Source organism: Azospirillum sp. TSH64, from assembly GCF_003116035.1.
Classification (GTDB): Bacteria; Pseudomonadota; Alphaproteobacteria; order Azospirillales; family Azospirillaceae; genus Azospirillum.
The window spans coordinates 7,324,659-7,341,892 of record NZ_LGQW01000015.1; the positions used below are offsets into that span (position 1 = coordinate 7,324,659).

The following is a 17,234-nucleotide window of genomic DNA, read 5'->3' on the forward strand; positions in this document are numbered from 1 at the left end:
ACCGCCGTCATACCCTGGATTGCGTCAGGCGATTGTCCCAGCGGCGACGGCGGTGCCGGACATCGGCTCCAGACCGGTGAAGGCGATGCGCGCCTGCTGGCCGATGGCGATGGCATGCACGCCGGTCAAAGCACCGGTCGAGATCCACTGCCCGGCCTTCAGCGGACGGCCGAGCCGGACCGCGATGCCGAGCGCCACCGCGACCGCGGCGGCGATGCCGCCCGGCAGCTTGGCGCTGCTGCCGACGCCGACGCTCTGCCCGTCGATCAGCACCTCGGCCCTGAGCGCATCGCTGCCCTCGACGCCACCGACGATCTCCTCGCCGACGATCAGGCCATTGTTGTTGCCGAAAACAGCGGTGGAGGCGGTGGGGCCCAGCGTGTTGACCGGGGCCAGCGGACCGCCCGCCACCTCGATGGCGGCATGGACGGCGGCGATGAAGGCCGCGGCCTCCGCCGGGCTGTAATCCAGCTTGTCGGCGGGGGCGTCGGCGGCGATGCGCACCGCGAACTCCGCCTCCACCGCGCCGAAGCCGCCGGGGATGACCGGGAAGGTCAGGGAGCCGCCGGCGCCCGTCACCACGGTGCCGGCGAAGATCGGGCCGATGTAGCGCATGGCGCCCAGAGTCTCCTCCAGGGCCGGCGGCACCCGCGCCACCTTCCAGCCGGCGACCTCGTCGGGCCAGGCGGCGGTGGCCGTCGCCTGGATGGCGTAGGCGGTGGCGAGGTCGGCCGGCAGCGGGCCGGGGAAATCGGCAAGGCCGGTCGCGCTGCGGCGGGCGTCGACGAAGCGGGCCGCGGCCTCGGCGATCACCGGGTCGGCCAGGGTCGGGGCGCTCAGCCCGATGGGATGCGTGACGGTCATAGAGGATCTCCACTGAGAGGCGCCGCGACTGTAGCGGTCCCGGACGGTCCGGGAAAGTGCGCTGCACCAGACCGCCGACAGGACCGTCCACAGGGCCGCTTCCCGAAAGGCGGGGTGGACGGACCATCGGGATGCGGCGACACTGACCGCGTCCTTGCCGCGGGAGAGGCCATGCGTTCCGACACCGACGCCGCAACCAAGCTTCTGTTTCGCCGGCTTTTCGGCCGGATCGAATCGCGGCGCGACGAGCTGGTCGCGCTGACCCAGGATCTGATCCGCATCCCGACCGTCAACCCGCCGGGCGACGTCTACACCGACTGCGCCGAGCTGATCGGCCGGCGGCTGGCGGCGCGCGGCTTCACTGTGGAGTATGTGCGGGCGGAGGGGGCGGCCGGCGACAGCGACCGCTATCCGCGCACCAACATCGTCGCCCGCATCGAGGCACCGCGTCCGGGGCCTTGCGTCCATTTCAACGGCCACATCGACGTGGTGCCGGCCGGCCAGGGCTGGACCGTCGATCCCTTCGGCGGGGTGGTGAAGGACGGCAGGGTCTATGGCCGCGGCGCCTGCGACATGAAGGGCGGCATCGCCGCCTCGATCATCGCGGTGGAGTCGCTGCTGGAGGAAGGGCTGCTGACGGCCGGCGCCTTGGAGATCTCCGGCACGGTGGACGAGGAGTCGGGCGGCTATGGCGGGGTCGGGCATCTGGCGACGCTCGGCTATTTCTCCCGGCCCAGGGTCGACCACGTCATCATCCCGGAGCCGCTGAACGTCGACCGGGTCTGCATCGGCCATCGCGGCGTCTGGTGGGCGGAGATCGAGACCAGGGGCCGCGTCGCCCACGGCTCGATGCCCTTCCTCGGCAACTGCGCGGTGCGCCATATGGGCGCCGTGCTGCACCGGATCGAGACCGAGCTGATCCCGCGCCTCGCCGCCAAGCGCACCGACATGCCGGTGGTGCCGGAGGGGGCGCGCCAATCGACCATCAACATCAACGCCATCCATGGCGGCCAGCGCGAAGATCATGACGGGCTGCCCAGCCCGATGGTGCCCGACCGCTGCCGCATGGTGATCGACCGCCGTTACCTGATCGAGGAGGACCCCGATGCGGTGCGCGGCGAGGTCGTCGCCATCCTGGAGGATCTGCGGCGCAGCCGCCCCGGCTTCGACTATGAGCTGCGCGAGGTGCTGGCCTTCCTGCCGACGATGACCGACGCCGACGCCCCCGTGGTGCGGGCGGTGGCCGCCGCCATCGAGACGGTACTGGGCCGCCCGGCGCAGCAGGTGGTGTCCCCCGGCACCTACGACCAGAAGCATGTGGTCCGCGTCGGCCAGTTGAAGGACTGCATCGCCTACGGCCCCGGCATCCTCGACCTCGCCCACCAGCCCGACGAATGGGTCGGCATCGACGACATGGTGCAGTCGGCGCAGGTGATGGCGCTGGCGACGCTGGAATTGCTCGGCGGTGGTGCTGCGGAAGCCGGCGGCGGGCTGCGCTTCTGACGGCTCCGGCTCTGCGGTTGGGACAGCGGATGGAACGGCGTGGAACGCTTTCCGGCCGATGTTCCATCTACCGCCGGCCGGCGAAGGCACCGGCGGCGCGGCGGCTGACCGGGCCGGGGTTGAGGTTGGGGTACTCCTCATACTGGTTGAGCGTATAGGGGAAGACGCCCTTCGGCCCGGCGGCCTCCGGCTGGGCCAGGACGGCGGCGACCATCGCCGGGTTGGGCGGGCGGCGTTCGCGCAGGGCGCCGGGGATGGCGTCGTCATCCAGTTCGGGGACGATGACGGCGGGCGGGTCTTCAGGCCTGGGGGCCGGCTTCGGGGCAGGTTTCGGGGCGGACGGCTGATCGGGTTGGGCATCGGAATGGATGGCCTGCCGCTTGGCCGCGGGCAGGTCGAGGCCGGCGAACAGGCCGAGCCGCTCGGCCAGCCAGCGCACGGTGGCGGGATCGCCGGACGTGACCAGCCGCTCGATCTGCTCGGCCACCAGCACCCGCAGCGAGGACAGCCGCAGCTCGGCCTCGCGGTTCAGCGCCTGCCGTTCCCACCACACCCTGTGACGGAAATCCTTGGAGCCGTAATAGGCCCGCCACAGCGTGGTGCGGCTGCACCCCATGGCGCGCGAGACCTGGAGGAAGCTGTTGCCGCGCGCCAGCATGCCGGCGGCCATGATCCACTGTTCCTCATGGAACTGCGAACCGGGAACCAGCGTGCCTTCGGACGGCGTCGGCGGCTCTTCGGCCCAGCGGGGGAAGTTGTCGGTGGTGAAGCTGCGGCTGTCGAGGGGCATGGCGTGGCTCCGCGAATGAGGGGGCATTGCGGAGAGGATATAGGATTTTGATCCTGTTGGGGGGAGGTTTTGGGAAAAGGGAAGTAGACGACTTGGCAGTGGTTAATTCTTCATCAAAGTGAGCCATCGTTTTCGACCGCGACGCCAAAGGTAGCGACCTCCCAAAGGCTAAAACAGCGGGCAAAAGGCCGTTTCAGCGCAACTGAAATGCTAGGCGGCGTGGACAACACAATCCATATAAGGTATATAAGGCGTTAGTGATCCAAGGGCTACGCCGAAAATGAAATTTACCAAAGAAGCTGTATTAGAGAAATGCATAGGCTTCGTTGACGCACAGGTCTGGCCACTGACGCACCAGCTAAACCCAATTGCATGGCTTTCTAATTTCTCAGAAAATGAAACTGACTACGCGCTGTGTCTGCTCAATTCATTCGTGTACTACTCCGAAGCAATGGTTAATAAAATGTTGAGAGCTGCATATCAAGACCTATTGATTGCCGAATTTGGGCACGCCGGAACGCAAGCAACAGCAATACTGAGCCACTTTGATAAGCGAATGTGTATTACGCATGTGACAGGTGAATTGCCAAATGCAACCGATAGCGGTCATCTATTCGCAAGAAAAGCAAGACAGGTTCTTGGGGTTCCGGAGTCCAAAATACTATATCCTCAACAGGCAATAGCAAAGCTTGCTTGTCATGATGTTGACTACATTATATTTGTAGACGATTTTTTAGGTTCCGGAAAGCAATTTTCTAATACATGGACGAGACCTTATAACGTCGGCATGGATTTATCGTTTGAGCTTTTCTCCGAGAGGAGCGGAGCAAAGTTTTACTATATACCTCTGGTAGCAACAGAAGACGGCATAGAAAACCTGAATGAACTTTGTCCTCACGTAAAGATTTGCTCAGCCAACGTATTACCAAGCCGCTATAGTGTATTCGATCAAAACACTATAATTTGGCCAGAATATTTGAAAGATGGCGCATCTAATTTTGTAAAAACAGCTTCTGAACGTGCAGGATACGGTAATGGGGAGGGTTTTGCCGGTTTCGGCTTTCAAATCGCTTTTTCTCATGGTGTACCTGACGCTACATTGCCTCTCTTCTGGTCAGAAGAGAATGGTTGGAAGCCGCTAATTCGTCGCTCTTGAACGGGGAATACCATGCCTGCTGCTTCGATTGCTGAAAAGCTAAGCGACCTTTTTGGTTCGTATAAGGCAGAGTGGCTAAGAGAAAGTATTTTTGAACTTTTTACGGTCCCAGCATACTTCCCCGAGCTCACAACCGCCAGACCTTGCGTTTTGATTGGTGGGCGCGGCACTGGGAAAACTACAGTCTTACGTATGCTCTCCTATGAAGGGCAGTTTGCTCTACATAAAGAAAAAATACCTGTATCTGATTGGCGTTACATTGGTATGTATTACAGGGTAAACACGAACAGAGTAACTGCGTTTTCGGGTGACAAGTTACCCGAATCAGAATGGCGTCGTCTTTTTGGTCATTACATTAATCTTATTCTATGCGGACTTGGAACGAAGATGTTGAAGTGGTATCGTTCCGCAGAGCCGGGAAGAGAAGTCCTTCCAGCAGAGATTTGCCAAGAAATTTGTGAAAGCCTTTGCCTGCCAAATGCAGATAGCGAAGATGAGCTTGATCGAGTAATTTCCAAGGCAAAATCTTCTTTTGAAGCTTATTTAAACAACATTGGTCAATGTGAGGCGCCACGACTATCAATGCAAGGCGCCCCAGTAGATCTTCTATTTGAAAGCCTGGGAAAGCTTAGTTGCTTTAAAAATAAACTTTTCTTTTTTTTAATGGACGAGTACGAGAATTTTCTGGACGATCAACAGCGTACAGTTAACACACTTATTAAGCATGCGGGGGCACATTACACGTTCAAAATTGGAGTTAGGGAGCTCGGTTGGAGAATCCGGATAACTCATAATCAGAACGAAGTGCTCAATAGCCCAGCTGATTATGTTCGAGTGGCGATCTCGGAACGACTGGACGACGATATGTTCGGGAGGTTTGCGCAGGAGGTATGCAACGCGCGAATAAGGATGTTGAAGGCTGATTTCCCGGAGATGCTCGGAGACGTATTCAATCTTCTGCCAGGAATGAGTGATGAAGAGGAAGCGCGACTTCTTGGCGTCAAGAGCATGGTCGCTGATCTTCGAGATCAGATAAAAAATCTTTCGACCGAACGACGAAAAAACCTCGAGGATCTAGATGATCTGAGACTATATTTCTGTGCCTATTGGGCACGCGGACAAAACCGCTCTATCTCGATGATTTTGAATGAAATGGCAGAAAATCCTGGTGCATGGGAGAGGCGTTTCCAAGAATACAAATATGCCAGCCTTTTTACTATACGGCCAAGAACAACAGGAATAACTAAATATTATTGTGGTTGGCCGGTTTTTGTTTCATTAAGTGGGAAAAATATTCGATATCTTCTCGAATTAATTGATCACAGCCTTCTCCTGCATTTGCGTGACGGCAGAGCTATCAGCGAGCCGGTGTCGTTTAAAAACCAAACGGTTGCTGCTCAGAACGTAGGACGGAAGAACCTCTCTGAACTTGAGGGGTTGTCTACCCATGGAGGGCAGCTAACAAAGTTACTGCTGGGACTCGGCCGCGTATTTGGAGTAATGGCTGCGGATAGCGCGGGGCATGCGCCTGAGGTAAATCAATTTAAGCTCGGACGGCGAATCTGGGCGGGGGAGGCATACGGAAACGAAGTTGAGCTAAAAAGAATTGATGATCTTTTAGCATCAGCGGTTATGCATTTAGCCTGCCAATCATTTCCTGGAACTAAACGGAAGGATGTTGGTGATACGCGTGAAAAAGCATACCAATTGCACCCTATCTTTTCACCATACTTTGTTTATAGCCACAAAAAAGGGCGTGATATTGTTTTGGAAGTCGGCGACATAGCTGGTCTCATAGACGCCCCTAAAAGCACAATCAGAAGAATTTTAGGAAAAAATAATCGAGCCGACCAGAGAGATATCCCAGAGCAACTTCGTTTGTTCGGAGGATATTACGATGGACAGCTTTAATCATGTCAGGCCGCGTGAGACGCTGGCGGGTAATGCAGAGCTCGTCCTTCCCGAGGGCAGCATCTACGTTTATGGCACATTAGAGGAAAGAAGCAGGCAATCGGTTGGGAATGTTATAGGTGTTAGCTCTCAGTTTTGTCATTTGAAGGAGCTTGGTGAAGCGAGGGTGTCTATTGATGGCGATCCAAGTCACCTAATTGACTGCAGCATCGAGAAGGATGTCATACAGACCTTCGTCAACGAATCTCGTTCTACAGTATTCTTAGACATAACAGGACTAAGTCATAATGTGTGGGCGCCTCTTCTCCGGATTTTATTATCCGCAGATATTGATGTTCGTGCGGTGTATATGGAGCCCAGCGACTATGCGGTAAATCCAAATCCTTTCGGTGGCGAATTGTTTGATCTCAGCGAGAAGATCGATGGCGTAAAACCACTTCCTGGTTTTGTAAATTTTGCGGAATTTGATGATGAACTTGTAGCCTTTGTACCACTACTTGGATTCGAAGGAGCACGTTTTGCATACATACTTGAGCAGGCGCAGCCAGCAGCTGATCGAATATATCCAGTGGTCGGTGTGCCAGGTTTTCGTTTTGAATATCCATTTCACACCTATCAAGGAAATCTACGTACGCTCCTGAGCACAAGATGTTGGAGGAACGTACGTTACGTTACTGCCTATTGTCCTTTCGGTATTTATGATTTGCTGACAGAGCTGTCCGCCGAACATGGATTTTTAAGGGTAGCACCTATTGGAACTAAACCGCATGCGCTGGGGGCCATAATGTTTGCTATCAAGCATCACTCTCAGGTTGAACTTATCTATGATCATCCAAAAAGAAAAGAGAAGAGAACTGTTGGAGTGGGGAAGCGACATGTATTCCGACTAACCGAGTTTTTGCGCTCTCTCTGATCAGGATGAGTGTTCCGCATCTAATACTAGATGCCGATGTTAATGCAAAACCCTCACCCCTACCCCATCGTCTCCACTGCCCGCCGCGAAGCCACGCACCGCGCAACCTCGCTCAGCAGTTGGGCGCGGTCGATGGGCTTCGGCACGTGGCAGTCCATGCCGGCCTCGTAGCAGCGGGCGATGTCGTCGGGGAAGGTGTTGGCGGTCAGGGCGACGATGGCGACGCGGGACTCCGGACCCGGCATGGCGCGGATCAGGCGCGTCGCCTCCAGACCGTCCATCACCGGCATGTTGATGTCCATCAGGATGGCGTCGAAGGGCTCGCCCCCGTCCTCCCCCATGGCCGCCCGCGCCACCGCCTCCACCGCCTGGGCGCCGTCCTCCACCGCCGCCACCCGGTGGCCGGCCTGCTTCAGCAGCGTGACGGCCAGCAGGCGGTTCATCTCCACATCCTCCACCACCAGGATGCGCAAGGCTCCCCCCGCGGGCGGGGCGGCAGCAGGACGGGGGGCCGGCGGTTCGGCCGCGGCCGGCGGCGGCGGGGGAAGCGGGGGCGGTGACGGCTCGGCGGCGGGGTCCGGCTGCGGCTCCGGCTGGGACTCCGACTGCGGCTGCGGGCTCGGGGTCGCGGTCGGGCTTCGGGCCGGGCTTGGGGCCGGGACTGGAGTTTGGCCGGGGCCGCGCGGGGAGGCCGGCGGGCGCAGGCGGTCGAGATGGCCGCGCAGCTCCGCCGCGTCATAGGGCTTGGCGATCAGGTCATAGCCGCCCATTGCCACGTCGTCGGCAACCACCGCATGGGCGGCGAAGCCCGACGCCAGCAGAACCGGGAGGTCGGGGCGCAGGCGGCGCGCCTCGCGCGCCAGCTCCGCCCCGTTCATGCCCGGCGGCATCACGATGTCGCTGAACAGCAGGTCCAGCGGCTCCGGCCCGCGCAGAACAACCAGCGCCTCGCCGGCGCCGGACGCCGCGATCACCCGGTGGCCCCAGCTGCGCAGCAGGGCGCTGCCGGTCTCGCGGATGTTGTGGTCGTCGTCCACCATCAGGATCGACAGGCCGGGACGGCCCCCCGCCGGCTGGGCCGACGGATGGGCCGCCGGGGCGGCGGCGGGTTCGCCGCCCGTCTCGCCGGCGACGCGCTCGGGCGGGAAATGGATGGTGACGGTGGTGCCCTGCCCCACCCGGCTCGCCAGGGTCAGCACGCCGCCATGCAGCTCCACCAGCCGGCGGGTCAGCGGCAGGCCCAGGCCGGCGCCCTCGGTCTGGCGGTTCTCCGGGGTGGCGACACGGGCGTAGGCCAGCAGGACGCGGTCCAGATCCTGTTCGGGGATGCCGACGCCGTTGTCGCGCACCTCCAGCAGCAGGCCGCCGTCCGGCGCCGGGTCGGCGGTCAGCGACACCGACCCGCCGGACGGGGTGTATTTCACCGCGTTGGACAGCAGGTTCAGCAGGATCTGGCGGATGCGCCGCTCGTCGCCGCGCAAGTGGCGGGCGGCGGGGGCGACCTGGGCCGACAGGGCGATGCCGGCGCGGGCGGCGCGCGGGGTCAGCAGGCGGACGGCGAAGGTTGCGGCGGCGTCGAGATCGACCGGCTCGTCGTCGAGGACCAGCTGGCCGGATTCGGCGCGGACATGGTCCAGGATCTCGTTGATCAGCTCCAGCAGATGCTGGCCGCTGTCGCGGATGTTGACGGCGAAGTCGCGGTAATGGGCGGTGCCGACCGGCCCCTCCGACTCCCGCGCGATCAGGTCGGCGAAGCCGATGACGGCGTTCATCGGCGTGCGCAGCTCGTGGCTCAGGCTCGCCAGGAATTCGGACTTGCTGCGGCTGGCCGCCTCCGCCGCGTGGCGGGCGTCCTGAAGCTCCGCCTCCATGAATTTGCGGGCGGTGACGTCGCGCTCGACGCTGACATACTCCTGCGGGGCGCCCCAGTCGTCGGTGACCAGCCGCACCGCCGCCTCCATCCACACCCAGCGGCCGTCGGCATGGCGCAGCCGGTAGGTGGTCTTCAGGGTCGGGCGGTCGGGCGTCAGGCGCGACAGGCCGGCGGACAGGGCGTCACGGTCGTCGGGATGCACCCGCTCCACCAGCGGGCGGCCGACCAGCTCGGCCGGCGGGCAGCCCAGGCTGTCGCGCGTCGCCTCCGAACAGAAGCGGCGCACCCCGTCCAGCCCGATGCGGCCGATGATGTCGGTGACGCCGCGCGCCAGCAGGCGATAGCGCGCCTCGCTGGCGCGGATCGCGCGTTCGGCCTCGTGCCGGCGGGTGATGTCGCGGGCGCCGACCGACAGCAGGGCGATGGCGCCGCTCTCGTCGCGGATCGGCACCTGCGACACCTCCCACCAGCGGGTGACGCCATTGTGGGTGTGCTGCTCCTCGAAGCGGGTGGGGGCGTCGGCATCGATGCAGGATTGCAGGTCGGCCATCGCCTTGGCGGCGAGGTCGGGCGGCAGCAGGGCGTCGAGCGGCTTGCCGCGCGCCGTGGCCAGCCGCTCGCCCATCGCGCGGGCGGCGGCCTCGTTGGCGCAGTGCAGGGTGAAGCTGCCGCCGGGGTTGACCCGCAGCACGACATGGATGTCGGCGGAGCTGTCGAAGACGGCGCGGAACAGGGCGGCGCTCTCGGCCAGCATGGCCTCGTCGGCGACGCGCCGGTGCTCGCGCGCCAGCATGGTGCCGAGCAGGCCGATGCCCAGCGCGGTGAAGGCGATCAGCGGCAGCGCCGCCTCCTCCATCACCCGCATGGCGAGGTCGAAATCGGGCAGCAGCAGGACGGCCGGCAGGCTCAGCGGTGCGAGCGCCAGACCGAACAGCGCCAGGAGGCCGAAGCCGAAGGCGCCCTTGCCGCTTCTGGGGCCGCTTCCGGGGCCGGCAGCGCGCCGCTCCATCGGGCGGGCCAGCAGCGGGGCGGCGAGCGCGGTCAGGGCCAGCCCGGCAAGACCGGTCGCCGCCCCCACCCCGCCCAGCCACAGCCGCACCGCCGCGGCGATGGCGGCCGACAGCAGCGCCGCCGGCCAGCCGCCGAACAGGCCGGCCAGACCGATCATCGCGTTGCGCAGGTCGACCAGCACCCCGTCGGCCACCGGGTAGGCGTCCAGCATGGAGAGGACGGCGGCCACGCCGAACAGCAGGCCGGAATAGGCCGCGAAGGCGCCGCGCCGGGTGCCGAACCGCCGCAGGACATGGCGATAGGCAAGCAGGACCAGCGCCAGCAGGCCGACGCCATGCGCAAGGGCGATGATGATGCCCGTTCCCATTGCTCCGCTCCCCGGCGGCTACGCCAACGGCTACCCCGCTCCCAATCGAATGCGTCGAAACCCGGCGGGAATTTTTACACGCGCAACTTAACAAGAAGAAGAAACGATTCGAAACAGTCATACTGCCTTTTTTCCTACTACTACGGATGACAGCCGCATGAACCGCTGGCATTGACGTCGCTGTCGTGTTTGGCGTCCGATTCGGCTAGAATGCCGCCGCGCGTCGTTCGTGGTCGTCGTGTTTTCGTGGGCTTCGGCATGTTCTTGAAGATCTTCTCGCGGAGCCTGGTTGCCCGGTCCACCGCATCGGCGGTGGTGCTGGTGTCGGTGCTGGTCGCCGTGCCGATGGTCGTGCTGATCCAGTCCGACGTGCGCAACACCCGGGCCGAGCTGGCCATCCGCGCCGAGATGGCGACCCGCATCGTGCTGGACGACGTGACGAACGCGCTGTGGGACCTCGACCCGGAGGAGGCGCTGACGGCGCTGAGCCCGCTGCGCTCGATCGACAGCTTCGCCGAGGCGGTGATCCTGGGCACCCATGGCGAGCGCTTCGCCATCTACCGCAAGCCGGGCTCGCCCGTGCTGGCCGATGCGGCAGCCAATCCCGCCGCCACCGCCGCCGCCACTGCCGCCGCCGTGCCGCTGACCCGGCAGGACCGCACCGGCGGATCGCGCACCATCGGCACGCTGCTGGTCCGGCTCGACACCGGGCCGACCGACGCGGCCATCCGCCACCATGTGCTGGTGCTGGGCGGCATCGGCGCCGTCACGCTGCTGCTGGTGGTGCTGGGCGTGATCTGGGCGACGCGCGGGGTGACGCTGCCGATCGCCGGCATGACCCGCGCCATGGCCGACCTGGCCGCCGGCGACGTGACGGTGACGGTGCCGGTGCGCCACCGCGACGACGAGATCGGCCGCATGGCCAAGGCGCTCGACACCTTCCGCCAGAACGCCATCGATTTGCACATCGCCAAGGAGCGGGCCGAGCAGGCGGTGGCGTCGAAGGCGAAGTTCATGGCCGCCGCCAGCCACGACCTGCGCCAGCCGGCCCAGTCGCTGCTGATGCTGACCGCCATGCTGCGCGCCACCGCCCCCAACCCCAAGGTGGCGGAATCGGCGCGCAAGATCGAACAGGTGGTGATGACGCTGAAGCAGCTGCTGGACGAGCTGCTGGAGGTGTCGCGGCTCGATGCCGGCGGCGTCACCGCCAACATTGCGGTGCACGAGGTCGCCGACCTGTTCGACGCGCTGGACTCGCAATATGGCCCGGTCGCCCGCAACAAGGGGCTGGCCTTCTGGGTGCCGCAGTACCGCGCCCCGGTGCTGACCGACCGGGTGCTGCTGCTGCGCCTGCTGGGCAACCTGATCGACAACGCGATCCGCTACACGGCCAGCGGGCAGGTGCAGGTCGCCTGCCTGGAGTCCGGCGCCAGCCTGATCGTCGAGGTGCGCGACACCGGCATCGGCATTCCCGAAGACCGGCTAGACGCCATCTGGGAGGAGTTCCACCAGATCGGCAACCCGGAGCGCAACCGCGACAACGGCATCGGTCTCGGCCTGTCGATCGTCCGCCGGCTGGCCGGCGTGCTGGATCACCCGGTCAAGGTCCGCTCCACGCCGGGCAAGGGCTCCGTCTTCTCGGTCACCCTGCCGCTGGCGCCGGTGGAACAGGCCCTGGAGCCCGCCCTGGAGCCCGCCCTGGAGCCCGCCCTTGAGCCTGCCCGCGAGCCGCTGCGGCGGGCCGAAGGTCCGATTGTCCCCGCCCCTGCCCCCGCCCCTGCCCCTGCTGCCGTCCCGGTGGCCGCCCCGGTGGCCGTCGCCGGGCTGGCGACGCTGGCCGACGCACCGGCGAAGAGCGGCGAGATCGCCATCCTGGTGATCGACGACGACCAGTTCGTGCTGTCCGCGGTGTCGATGTTCCTCAACACCGCCGGCCATCGCGTCGTCGGCGCCTCCAGCGTCGCCCAGGGGCTGCGTGCAGTCGAAGGCGGCGATTTCCGGCCCGATGCGGTGATTGCCGACTATCACCTGTCCGCCACCGAGAACGGCCTGGATTTCATCGGCACCCTCTGGCAGCGGCTCGGGCTCAGGATCCCGGCGGTGCTGATCTCCGGCCGGCTCGACGGCGCCGTCACCGCCCGCGCGGCGGAGATGGGCGTCATCGTCGCCGCCAAGCCGATCATGCCGGATCGCCTGTCGGCCCTGGTGGAACAGATGACGGCGGCCCGGCCGGCAGCAGTATCGGTATCGGGGGGAGCCGGCATCGCCGCTCCGCATAAGACTCCGACGATTTGAGGTCCCCGCCCCCCACCCTGGGGCTTAGGACCAAAAATGATCTCACATACAGGTTTATGCTGTGTCACAACATCCGAGCGGTACTCTCGGATATTTCCGCCCCCCATCCGAGGGTGAACCGAAAGCAGCTTCGGAGGATCCCATGCGCGGCGCCAGCAAGACCGACATCATTCGTGCCCATGACATCGTCGCCAGCTTCGATTTCGGCTATGTCGTCGACCGCGCGGTCGCCGCGGGCATGTCCCGCCGCACGTCCGAGATCGCACTGGCCCAGTTGAAGACCTTCCTGCTGGCCTGCGCCGAGCATCCCGACCGCGACATCGTTCCGCAATCGGCCGCCTGCGACGATCTGTGGCACGAGTTCATCGTCGCCGACACCCGCGCCTATTTCCGCTTCTGCGAGGCGGTCTATGGCGAATATCTCCATCACAACGGCGTGACCGTGCCGGCCGGACGCATGGAGGCTGCCCGCAGCGACAGCGCCCGCCTGCTCACCGGCGCCGATTGCCTGCGGGAGGCCGCGCAAGCCGACTGTCTGCGCGAAGCCAAGAGTGCGGATTGCCTGCGCGAAGCCGCGCAGGCCGACTGCCTGCGGGAAGCGAAGGCAGCGGATTGTCTGCGCGAGGCCGCGCAGGCCGACTGTCTGCGCGAAGCCAAGCCGGCCGACTGCCTGCGCGAGGCGAAGCCCGCGGATTGCCTGCGCGAAGCACGGCCGCAGGGCGCCGCCTGACGTTCCCGTCCCTGTAAGAACGGAAAAGCCCCTGTCCGCATCCGGACAGGGGCTTTTTTCATGCGGGCGCCCTGCCCTCTGCCCTTCTCGCCTCAGCCGAAGTTCAGGCCGCCGAACGGCGTGATGAAATTGTCGCTCAGCACATTGCCGCGCAGCGCCACATAGTCCGGCACCACCAGCGGGATCACCGGCAAATCCTGCATCACCAGACATTCGGCGTCCTTGTAGACCTCCGCCCGCTGGGTGGGATCGGGGATCGCCATCGCCCGCTCGATCAGGCCGTCGAACCGGGCGCTGGTCCAGCCGACGGGATTGAAGCGGCTGCTGCTGCTGAACAGCTCGTCCAGGAAGTTCATCGGGTCGGGATAGGTGGCGGTCCAGCCGAACAGGAAGGCGTCGTAATCGCGCCGGCGTGAGCGGGCGATGAACTCCTGCCGCGGCGCCATCACCAGCTTCGCCGGGATGCCGGCATTGTTCCACTGCGAGACGTAATAGACGAATTCCCGCCGGTATTCCGGCACGACGGTAACCTGGAAGGGCTCGATGCCGCGCCCCTCCGGATAGCCGGCCTCCTCCAACAGGCGCTTGGCCAGCATCGGGTCGTAGACCAGCGGCTCCAGCTTCTCGTTGGACAGCAGCGCCGGCGGGACGATGCCGTTGTGGACGCTCGCCACGCCGCGGAAGAAGCGCTCCACCATGGCGCTGCGGTCGATCAGCAGCGACATCGCCCGGCGCACCCGAAGATCGCCGAACGCCTTGACCCGCCGCGGGTCGAGCGCCACCACCCGCATCTGCATGCGCGGCACATTCGACAGCGAGCGCTTGAAGCCGGGATCGTCCATCACCCCGCGCAGCGCATCGGTGTCGACGAAAGTGAAGTCGATCTGGCTGTCGTTGAACAGCGTGATGCCGTCGTTGCCGATGCCGGTGGCGAGGAAGGACACCCGCTCGAACGGCACAGCACCGCCGCGCCAGCCGGGGTTGGCCTCCACATCCATGCGGATGCCGTCGCTCGACCGCACCAGCCGGTAGGGGCCGGTTCCCGCCGACAGGCTGCGGAACCAGTCGGGACCGGCCTGTTCGGCCGCCTCGACATCGACGATGTTCAGCCGGGCGAAGGGGAAGACGGCGCAGGGCTCGTCGCAGACCACCTCCAGCGTCCGGTCGTCGATCACGGTGATGCCGGACAGCTCAGCGGCGGTCTTCGCCCGCAGTTCGCGGAAGCCCCGCACCTTCGACAGCGCCAGCACGGCGAAGTTGGCGCCGTCGCCGCTGAGCGCCGCCTCGAAGCTGCGCTTGACGTCGCGCGCGATCAGCGGCCGGCCGGTGTGGAAGGTGACGCCGTCACGGATGGTCAGCCGCCAGCGGCGGGCATCGGCCGACGCCTCCCAGGCGGTGGCGAGGCCGGGCAGGATGCGGCCCTTGGGATCGACCGTGGTCAGGCTCTCATACATCGAGCCGAGGACCTGACGCGCGACCAGATCGCTGACGGTCAGCGGGTTGAGGCTGCCGGGCAGGGACTTGAAACCGATCCGCAGGGTGCCGGCGGCCATCGCCGGCCGGGGCAGGGCCGCGGCAAGACCAGCGCCCCCGAGCAGGCCGCCGAGCAGGCTCAAGAAATGTCGTCTCCGCACCGCCTGCATCGCTGACCCGTACCCCCGATAGTCTTGCAGGCAATCCTTAACACGGGGCGGGGCAGGCGGTCACCCTGGCCGAGCGCCAGATGCTTTCGCAATCGAAAGCAACTTTAACGCGCCTTCTGATTGAAGGACAACCGGAGCGGGCTTTCGCAATCGAAATTGGATCCCCTCTCCCCGCTATCGGCGGACCTATGGTCCGCCTGTCGCGTCAGCGCAAACGAAGTTTGCGCGTGAGCGGGGGGAGAGGGAGCAAACCTCAGCCGTTCAGCAGGGCGTCGATGCGGTCGCGCAGAGCCTGTAGCCGCTCGCGGTGCTCGCGCTGCAAGGCCTGGGCGACGGTGTCGATGGCGGCCAGATCCTTGTCCATCCGGTTGATCGCCTTGCCCAGCACCCGCATCGGTTCCGCCGTGCTGGACGCCGCCGGGCGGGCGGCCCGCACCGCACCCACCGTCAGACCGCCGGTGCGCGCCGTCTGCCACAGCCGGCGCAGCTCCGCCTCGTCCTCGACGAAGGCCAGCTCGACCAGGGCGGAGCGCGACACCGCGTCGGGGTTGGCGCGGTAATCGGCCAGGATGTCGTCGGGCAGGCGCAGCACCTTCAGGCGCTTCGACACCTCGGCCTCCGAACAGCCGACCGCCGCCGCCACCTCCGACTGGGTGTAGCCGTGCGCCTCGATCAGCTGGGACAGGCCGCGGGCGAGGTCGATGGCGTCGAGATCGACGCGCTGGACATTCTCGATCAGCGCGATCTCTTCGGGCCGGCCCTTGGTGATGATGGCGGCGATGGTGCCGCGGCCGAGCAGCCGGTGGGCGCGCAGCCGCCGCTCGCCGGCCACCAGCCGGTAGCGGCCCTTCTGCTCCCCTTCCTGGACGAGGACAGGTTGCTGCAACCCGTGGCGGGCGATGGAGTCGGCCAGCGAGCGCAGGGACTCGTCGTCGAACACCGTGCGGGGCTGGCCGGGATTGGTCTCGACGGCGTCCAGATCGACCTCGACCAGCCGGGGCAGCATGCCGCTCAGCCCGAACATGCGGTCGGTCTCGGCGGCGAAGCCGGCCTCCTTGGCCTGGAGCACGGTGGCGGCGGTCTGCCGGGTCAGCTTCTTAGGCGGCATCGACGGTCTCCTGCAGGCGGCCCATGGCGGTCAGCAGCGCCGAGGCGATGGCGGCATAGCTCTCCACCCCCGGTGCGCCGATGTCGGCATCCAGCGTGATGACGTTGGCGCCCGCGGCCTGGGCGTAGATGGTTGCGCGCGGCACCGGCGGGAACACCCGGCGGCTCTCGCCCCACAGGCGCTGGATGTCGTCGAGCGACGAGCGGTCCTGGGTCTGGCGCGGGTTGACCATGGTCGGCAGGATGCCCAGCACCTCCAGCCGCGGGTTCAGCCGCCGCTGGATCTTGGCGACGGTGTCGAGGAAGGCGCTGACGCCGAGGATGGCGTGCGGCTCCGCCTGGCAGGGCACCAGCACATAGTCGGCGGCGGTCAGCGCGTTGATGGTCACCGCACCCAGGTTGGGGGCGCAGTCGATGACGATCACGTCATAGCGGTCCCGCACCCCGTCCAGCATCTCGGCCAACGCGGTCTGGGCGTTGGTCAGGTTGCCGGGCAGCTCGGTGTCGGCACTGGCCAGCGCGATGCTGGAGGGCACGACGTCCAGCCCCTCGACGCTCGTGGGGCGGATCACCGCGTCGAGCGGCGTCTTGCCCATCAGCGCATGGTAGAGGACCCTGCCCGCCTCCGTCAGCGCGACGATGTCGGTCTGCGGCACGCCGACATGGACGGTGGCGTTGCCCTGCGGATCGGCATCGACCAGCAGCACGCGGTTGCCGGCACGGGCCAGGATGAAGGCCAGATTGATCGAGGTCGCCGTCTTGGCGGTGCCGCCCTTCTGCAAACCGACGGCGACGGTGGTGCCGCGGCGGGGCAGGGGGCTTTCCGGCCGTTCGAGATCCAGTAGAAGCAACCGGCCCAGCACGTCGCGCGGCAGGGCTTCCTTGCCGGTTTCCCATTTGCTGAGCCGCTGCTTGTCGTATTTGCGGCCCGTCAGTTCATTGACGAACGCCGCCATCTGCGTCTGGGTCAGGCCGCGCCGTTCCCGCAACGCCTTCAACTGTTCCCCTGTCACGCCCCGTCCTCCTGCCCCGGCACCGGTCGGCAGCGACCCTAGCAAGTCGTCGCGACTC

General features: G+C 64.9%; 12 protein-coding genes. 6 read left to right on the plus strand and 6 right to left on the minus strand.

Going from position 1 to position 17,234, the window contains the following annotated elements; translation table 11 throughout:
* Positions 1–24: 24 nt before the first annotated feature.
* Entirely contained in the window at positions 25–864 is an 840-nt protein-coding gene (locus tag TSH64_RS34150; protein WP_109451897.1) for a 2-keto-4-pentenoate hydratase, read from the minus strand.
* Positions 865–1,035: 171 nt separating this feature from the next.
* On the opposite strand from TSH64_RS34150, the gene TSH64_RS34155 reads away from it, so the two are divergent.
* Positions 1,036–2,367 (plus strand): acetylornithine deacetylase/succinyl-diaminopimelate desuccinylase family protein, encoded by a 1,332-nt coding sequence (locus TSH64_RS34155; RefSeq protein WP_109451899.1) that lies wholly within the window; start codon positions 1,036–1,038, stop codon positions 2,365–2,367.
* Between the two features lie 67 nt (positions 2,368–2,434).
* Here TSH64_RS34155 and TSH64_RS34160 read toward each other — a convergent pair whose 3' ends face one another.
* Complete coding sequence (locus TSH64_RS34160) at positions 2,435–3,157, minus strand: hypothetical protein (protein ID WP_109451901.1); 723 nt, start codon at positions 3,155–3,157, stop codon at positions 2,435–2,437.
* 280 nt (positions 3,158–3,437) lie between these two features.
* Here TSH64_RS34160 and TSH64_RS35475 point away from each other — a divergent pair, with 280 nt between their 5' ends.
* Genes TSH64_RS35475 through TSH64_RS35485 form a run of 3 tightly spaced genes read left to right on the plus strand, consistent with a single transcriptional unit; the run spans position 3,438 to position 7,137 of the window.
* Complete coding sequence (locus TSH64_RS35475; RefSeq protein ID WP_146208101.1) at positions 3,438–4,313, plus strand: hypothetical protein; 876 nt, start codon at positions 3,438–3,440, stop codon at positions 4,311–4,313.
* Positions 4,314–4,325: 12 nt separating this feature from the next.
* Positions 4,326–6,224, plus strand: a complete 1,899-nt coding sequence (locus TSH64_RS35480) for a hypothetical protein (RefSeq protein WP_146208102.1) — start codon at positions 4,326–4,328, stop codon at positions 6,222–6,224.
* Positions 6,211–7,137 (plus strand): hypothetical protein, encoded by a 927-nt coding sequence (locus tag TSH64_RS35485; protein WP_146208103.1) that lies wholly within the window; start codon positions 6,211–6,213, stop codon positions 7,135–7,137. Before TSH64_RS35480 ends, TSH64_RS35485 begins: the two co-directional genes overlap by 14 nt.
* Before the next feature lie 59 nt (positions 7,138–7,196).
* On the opposite strand, the gene TSH64_RS34165 is transcribed toward TSH64_RS35485, so the two are convergent.
* On the minus strand, positions 7,197–10,388 hold the full coding sequence (locus tag TSH64_RS34165) for a response regulator (RefSeq protein WP_109451904.1): 3,192 nt from the start codon (positions 10,386–10,388) through the stop codon (positions 7,197–7,199).
* A 258-nt stretch (positions 10,389–10,646) separates the two neighbouring features.
* Here TSH64_RS34165 and TSH64_RS34170 point away from each other — a divergent pair, with 258 nt between their 5' ends.
* Positions 10,647–12,683, plus strand: a complete 2,037-nt coding sequence (locus tag TSH64_RS34170; protein WP_109453330.1) for a hybrid sensor histidine kinase/response regulator — start codon at positions 10,647–10,649, stop codon at positions 12,681–12,683.
* A 142-nt stretch (positions 12,684–12,825) separates the two neighbouring features.
* On the plus strand, positions 12,826–13,413 hold the full coding sequence (locus TSH64_RS34175) for a hypothetical protein (RefSeq protein ID WP_109451906.1): 588 nt from the start codon (positions 12,826–12,828) through the stop codon (positions 13,411–13,413).
* A gap of 92 nt (positions 13,414–13,505) precedes the next feature.
* Here the strand turns inward: TSH64_RS34175 and TSH64_RS34180 are convergent, their stop codons facing one another.
* The 3 genes from TSH64_RS34180 to TSH64_RS34190 form a co-directional block, all read right to left on the minus strand.
* Complete coding sequence (locus tag TSH64_RS34180) at positions 13,506–15,029, minus strand: ABC transporter substrate-binding protein (protein WP_247873328.1); 1,524 nt, start codon at positions 15,027–15,029, stop codon at positions 13,506–13,508.
* 280 nt (positions 15,030–15,309) lie between these two features.
* Complete coding sequence (locus TSH64_RS34185) at positions 15,310–16,164, minus strand: ParB/RepB/Spo0J family partition protein (RefSeq protein ID WP_109451910.1); 855 nt, start codon at positions 16,162–16,164, stop codon at positions 15,310–15,312.
* Entirely contained in the window at positions 16,154–17,176 is a 1,023-nt protein-coding gene (locus tag TSH64_RS34190; protein ID WP_109451912.1) for an AAA family ATPase, read from the minus strand. The genes TSH64_RS34185 and TSH64_RS34190 overlap by 11 nt, the downstream gene beginning before the upstream one ends.
* Between the last annotated feature and the right edge of the window lie 58 nt (positions 17,177–17,234).

Excerpts from the sequence above, each read along its gene's own strand:
- TSH64_RS35485 (WP_146208103.1), top strand. The coding sequence starts at position 6,211 with ATGGACAGCTTTAATCATGTCAGGCCGCGTGAGACGCTGGCGGGTAAT.
- TSH64_RS34155 (WP_109451899.1), top strand. The coding sequence starts at position 1,036 with ATGCGTTCCGACACCGACGCCGCAACCAAGCTTCTGTTTCGCCGGCTT.
- TSH64_RS35475 (WP_146208101.1), top strand. The coding sequence starts at position 3,438 with ATGAAATTTACCAAAGAAGCTGTATTAGAGAAATGCATAGGCTTCGTT.
- TSH64_RS34165 (WP_109451904.1), bottom strand. The coding sequence starts at position 10,388 with ATGGGAACGGGCATCATCATCGCCCTTGCGCATGGCGTCGGCCTGCTG.
- TSH64_RS35480 (WP_146208102.1), top strand. The coding sequence starts at position 4,326 with ATGCCTGCTGCTTCGATTGCTGAAAAGCTAAGCGACCTTTTTGGTTCG.
- TSH64_RS34175 (WP_109451906.1), top strand. The coding sequence starts at position 12,826 with ATGCGCGGCGCCAGCAAGACCGACATCATTCGTGCCCATGACATCGTC.
- TSH64_RS34150 (WP_109451897.1), bottom strand. The coding sequence starts at position 864 with ATGACCGTCACGCATCCCATCGGGCTGAGCGCCCCGACCCTGGCCGAC.
- TSH64_RS34160 (WP_109451901.1), bottom strand. The coding sequence starts at position 3,157 with ATGCCCCTCGACAGCCGCAGCTTCACCACCGACAACTTCCCCCGCTGG.
- TSH64_RS34170 (WP_109453330.1), top strand. The coding sequence starts at position 10,647 with ATGTTCTTGAAGATCTTCTCGCGGAGCCTGGTTGCCCGGTCCACCGCA.
- TSH64_RS34185 (WP_109451910.1), bottom strand. The coding sequence starts at position 16,164 with ATGCCGCCTAAGAAGCTGACCCGGCAGACCGCCGCCACCGTGCTCCAG.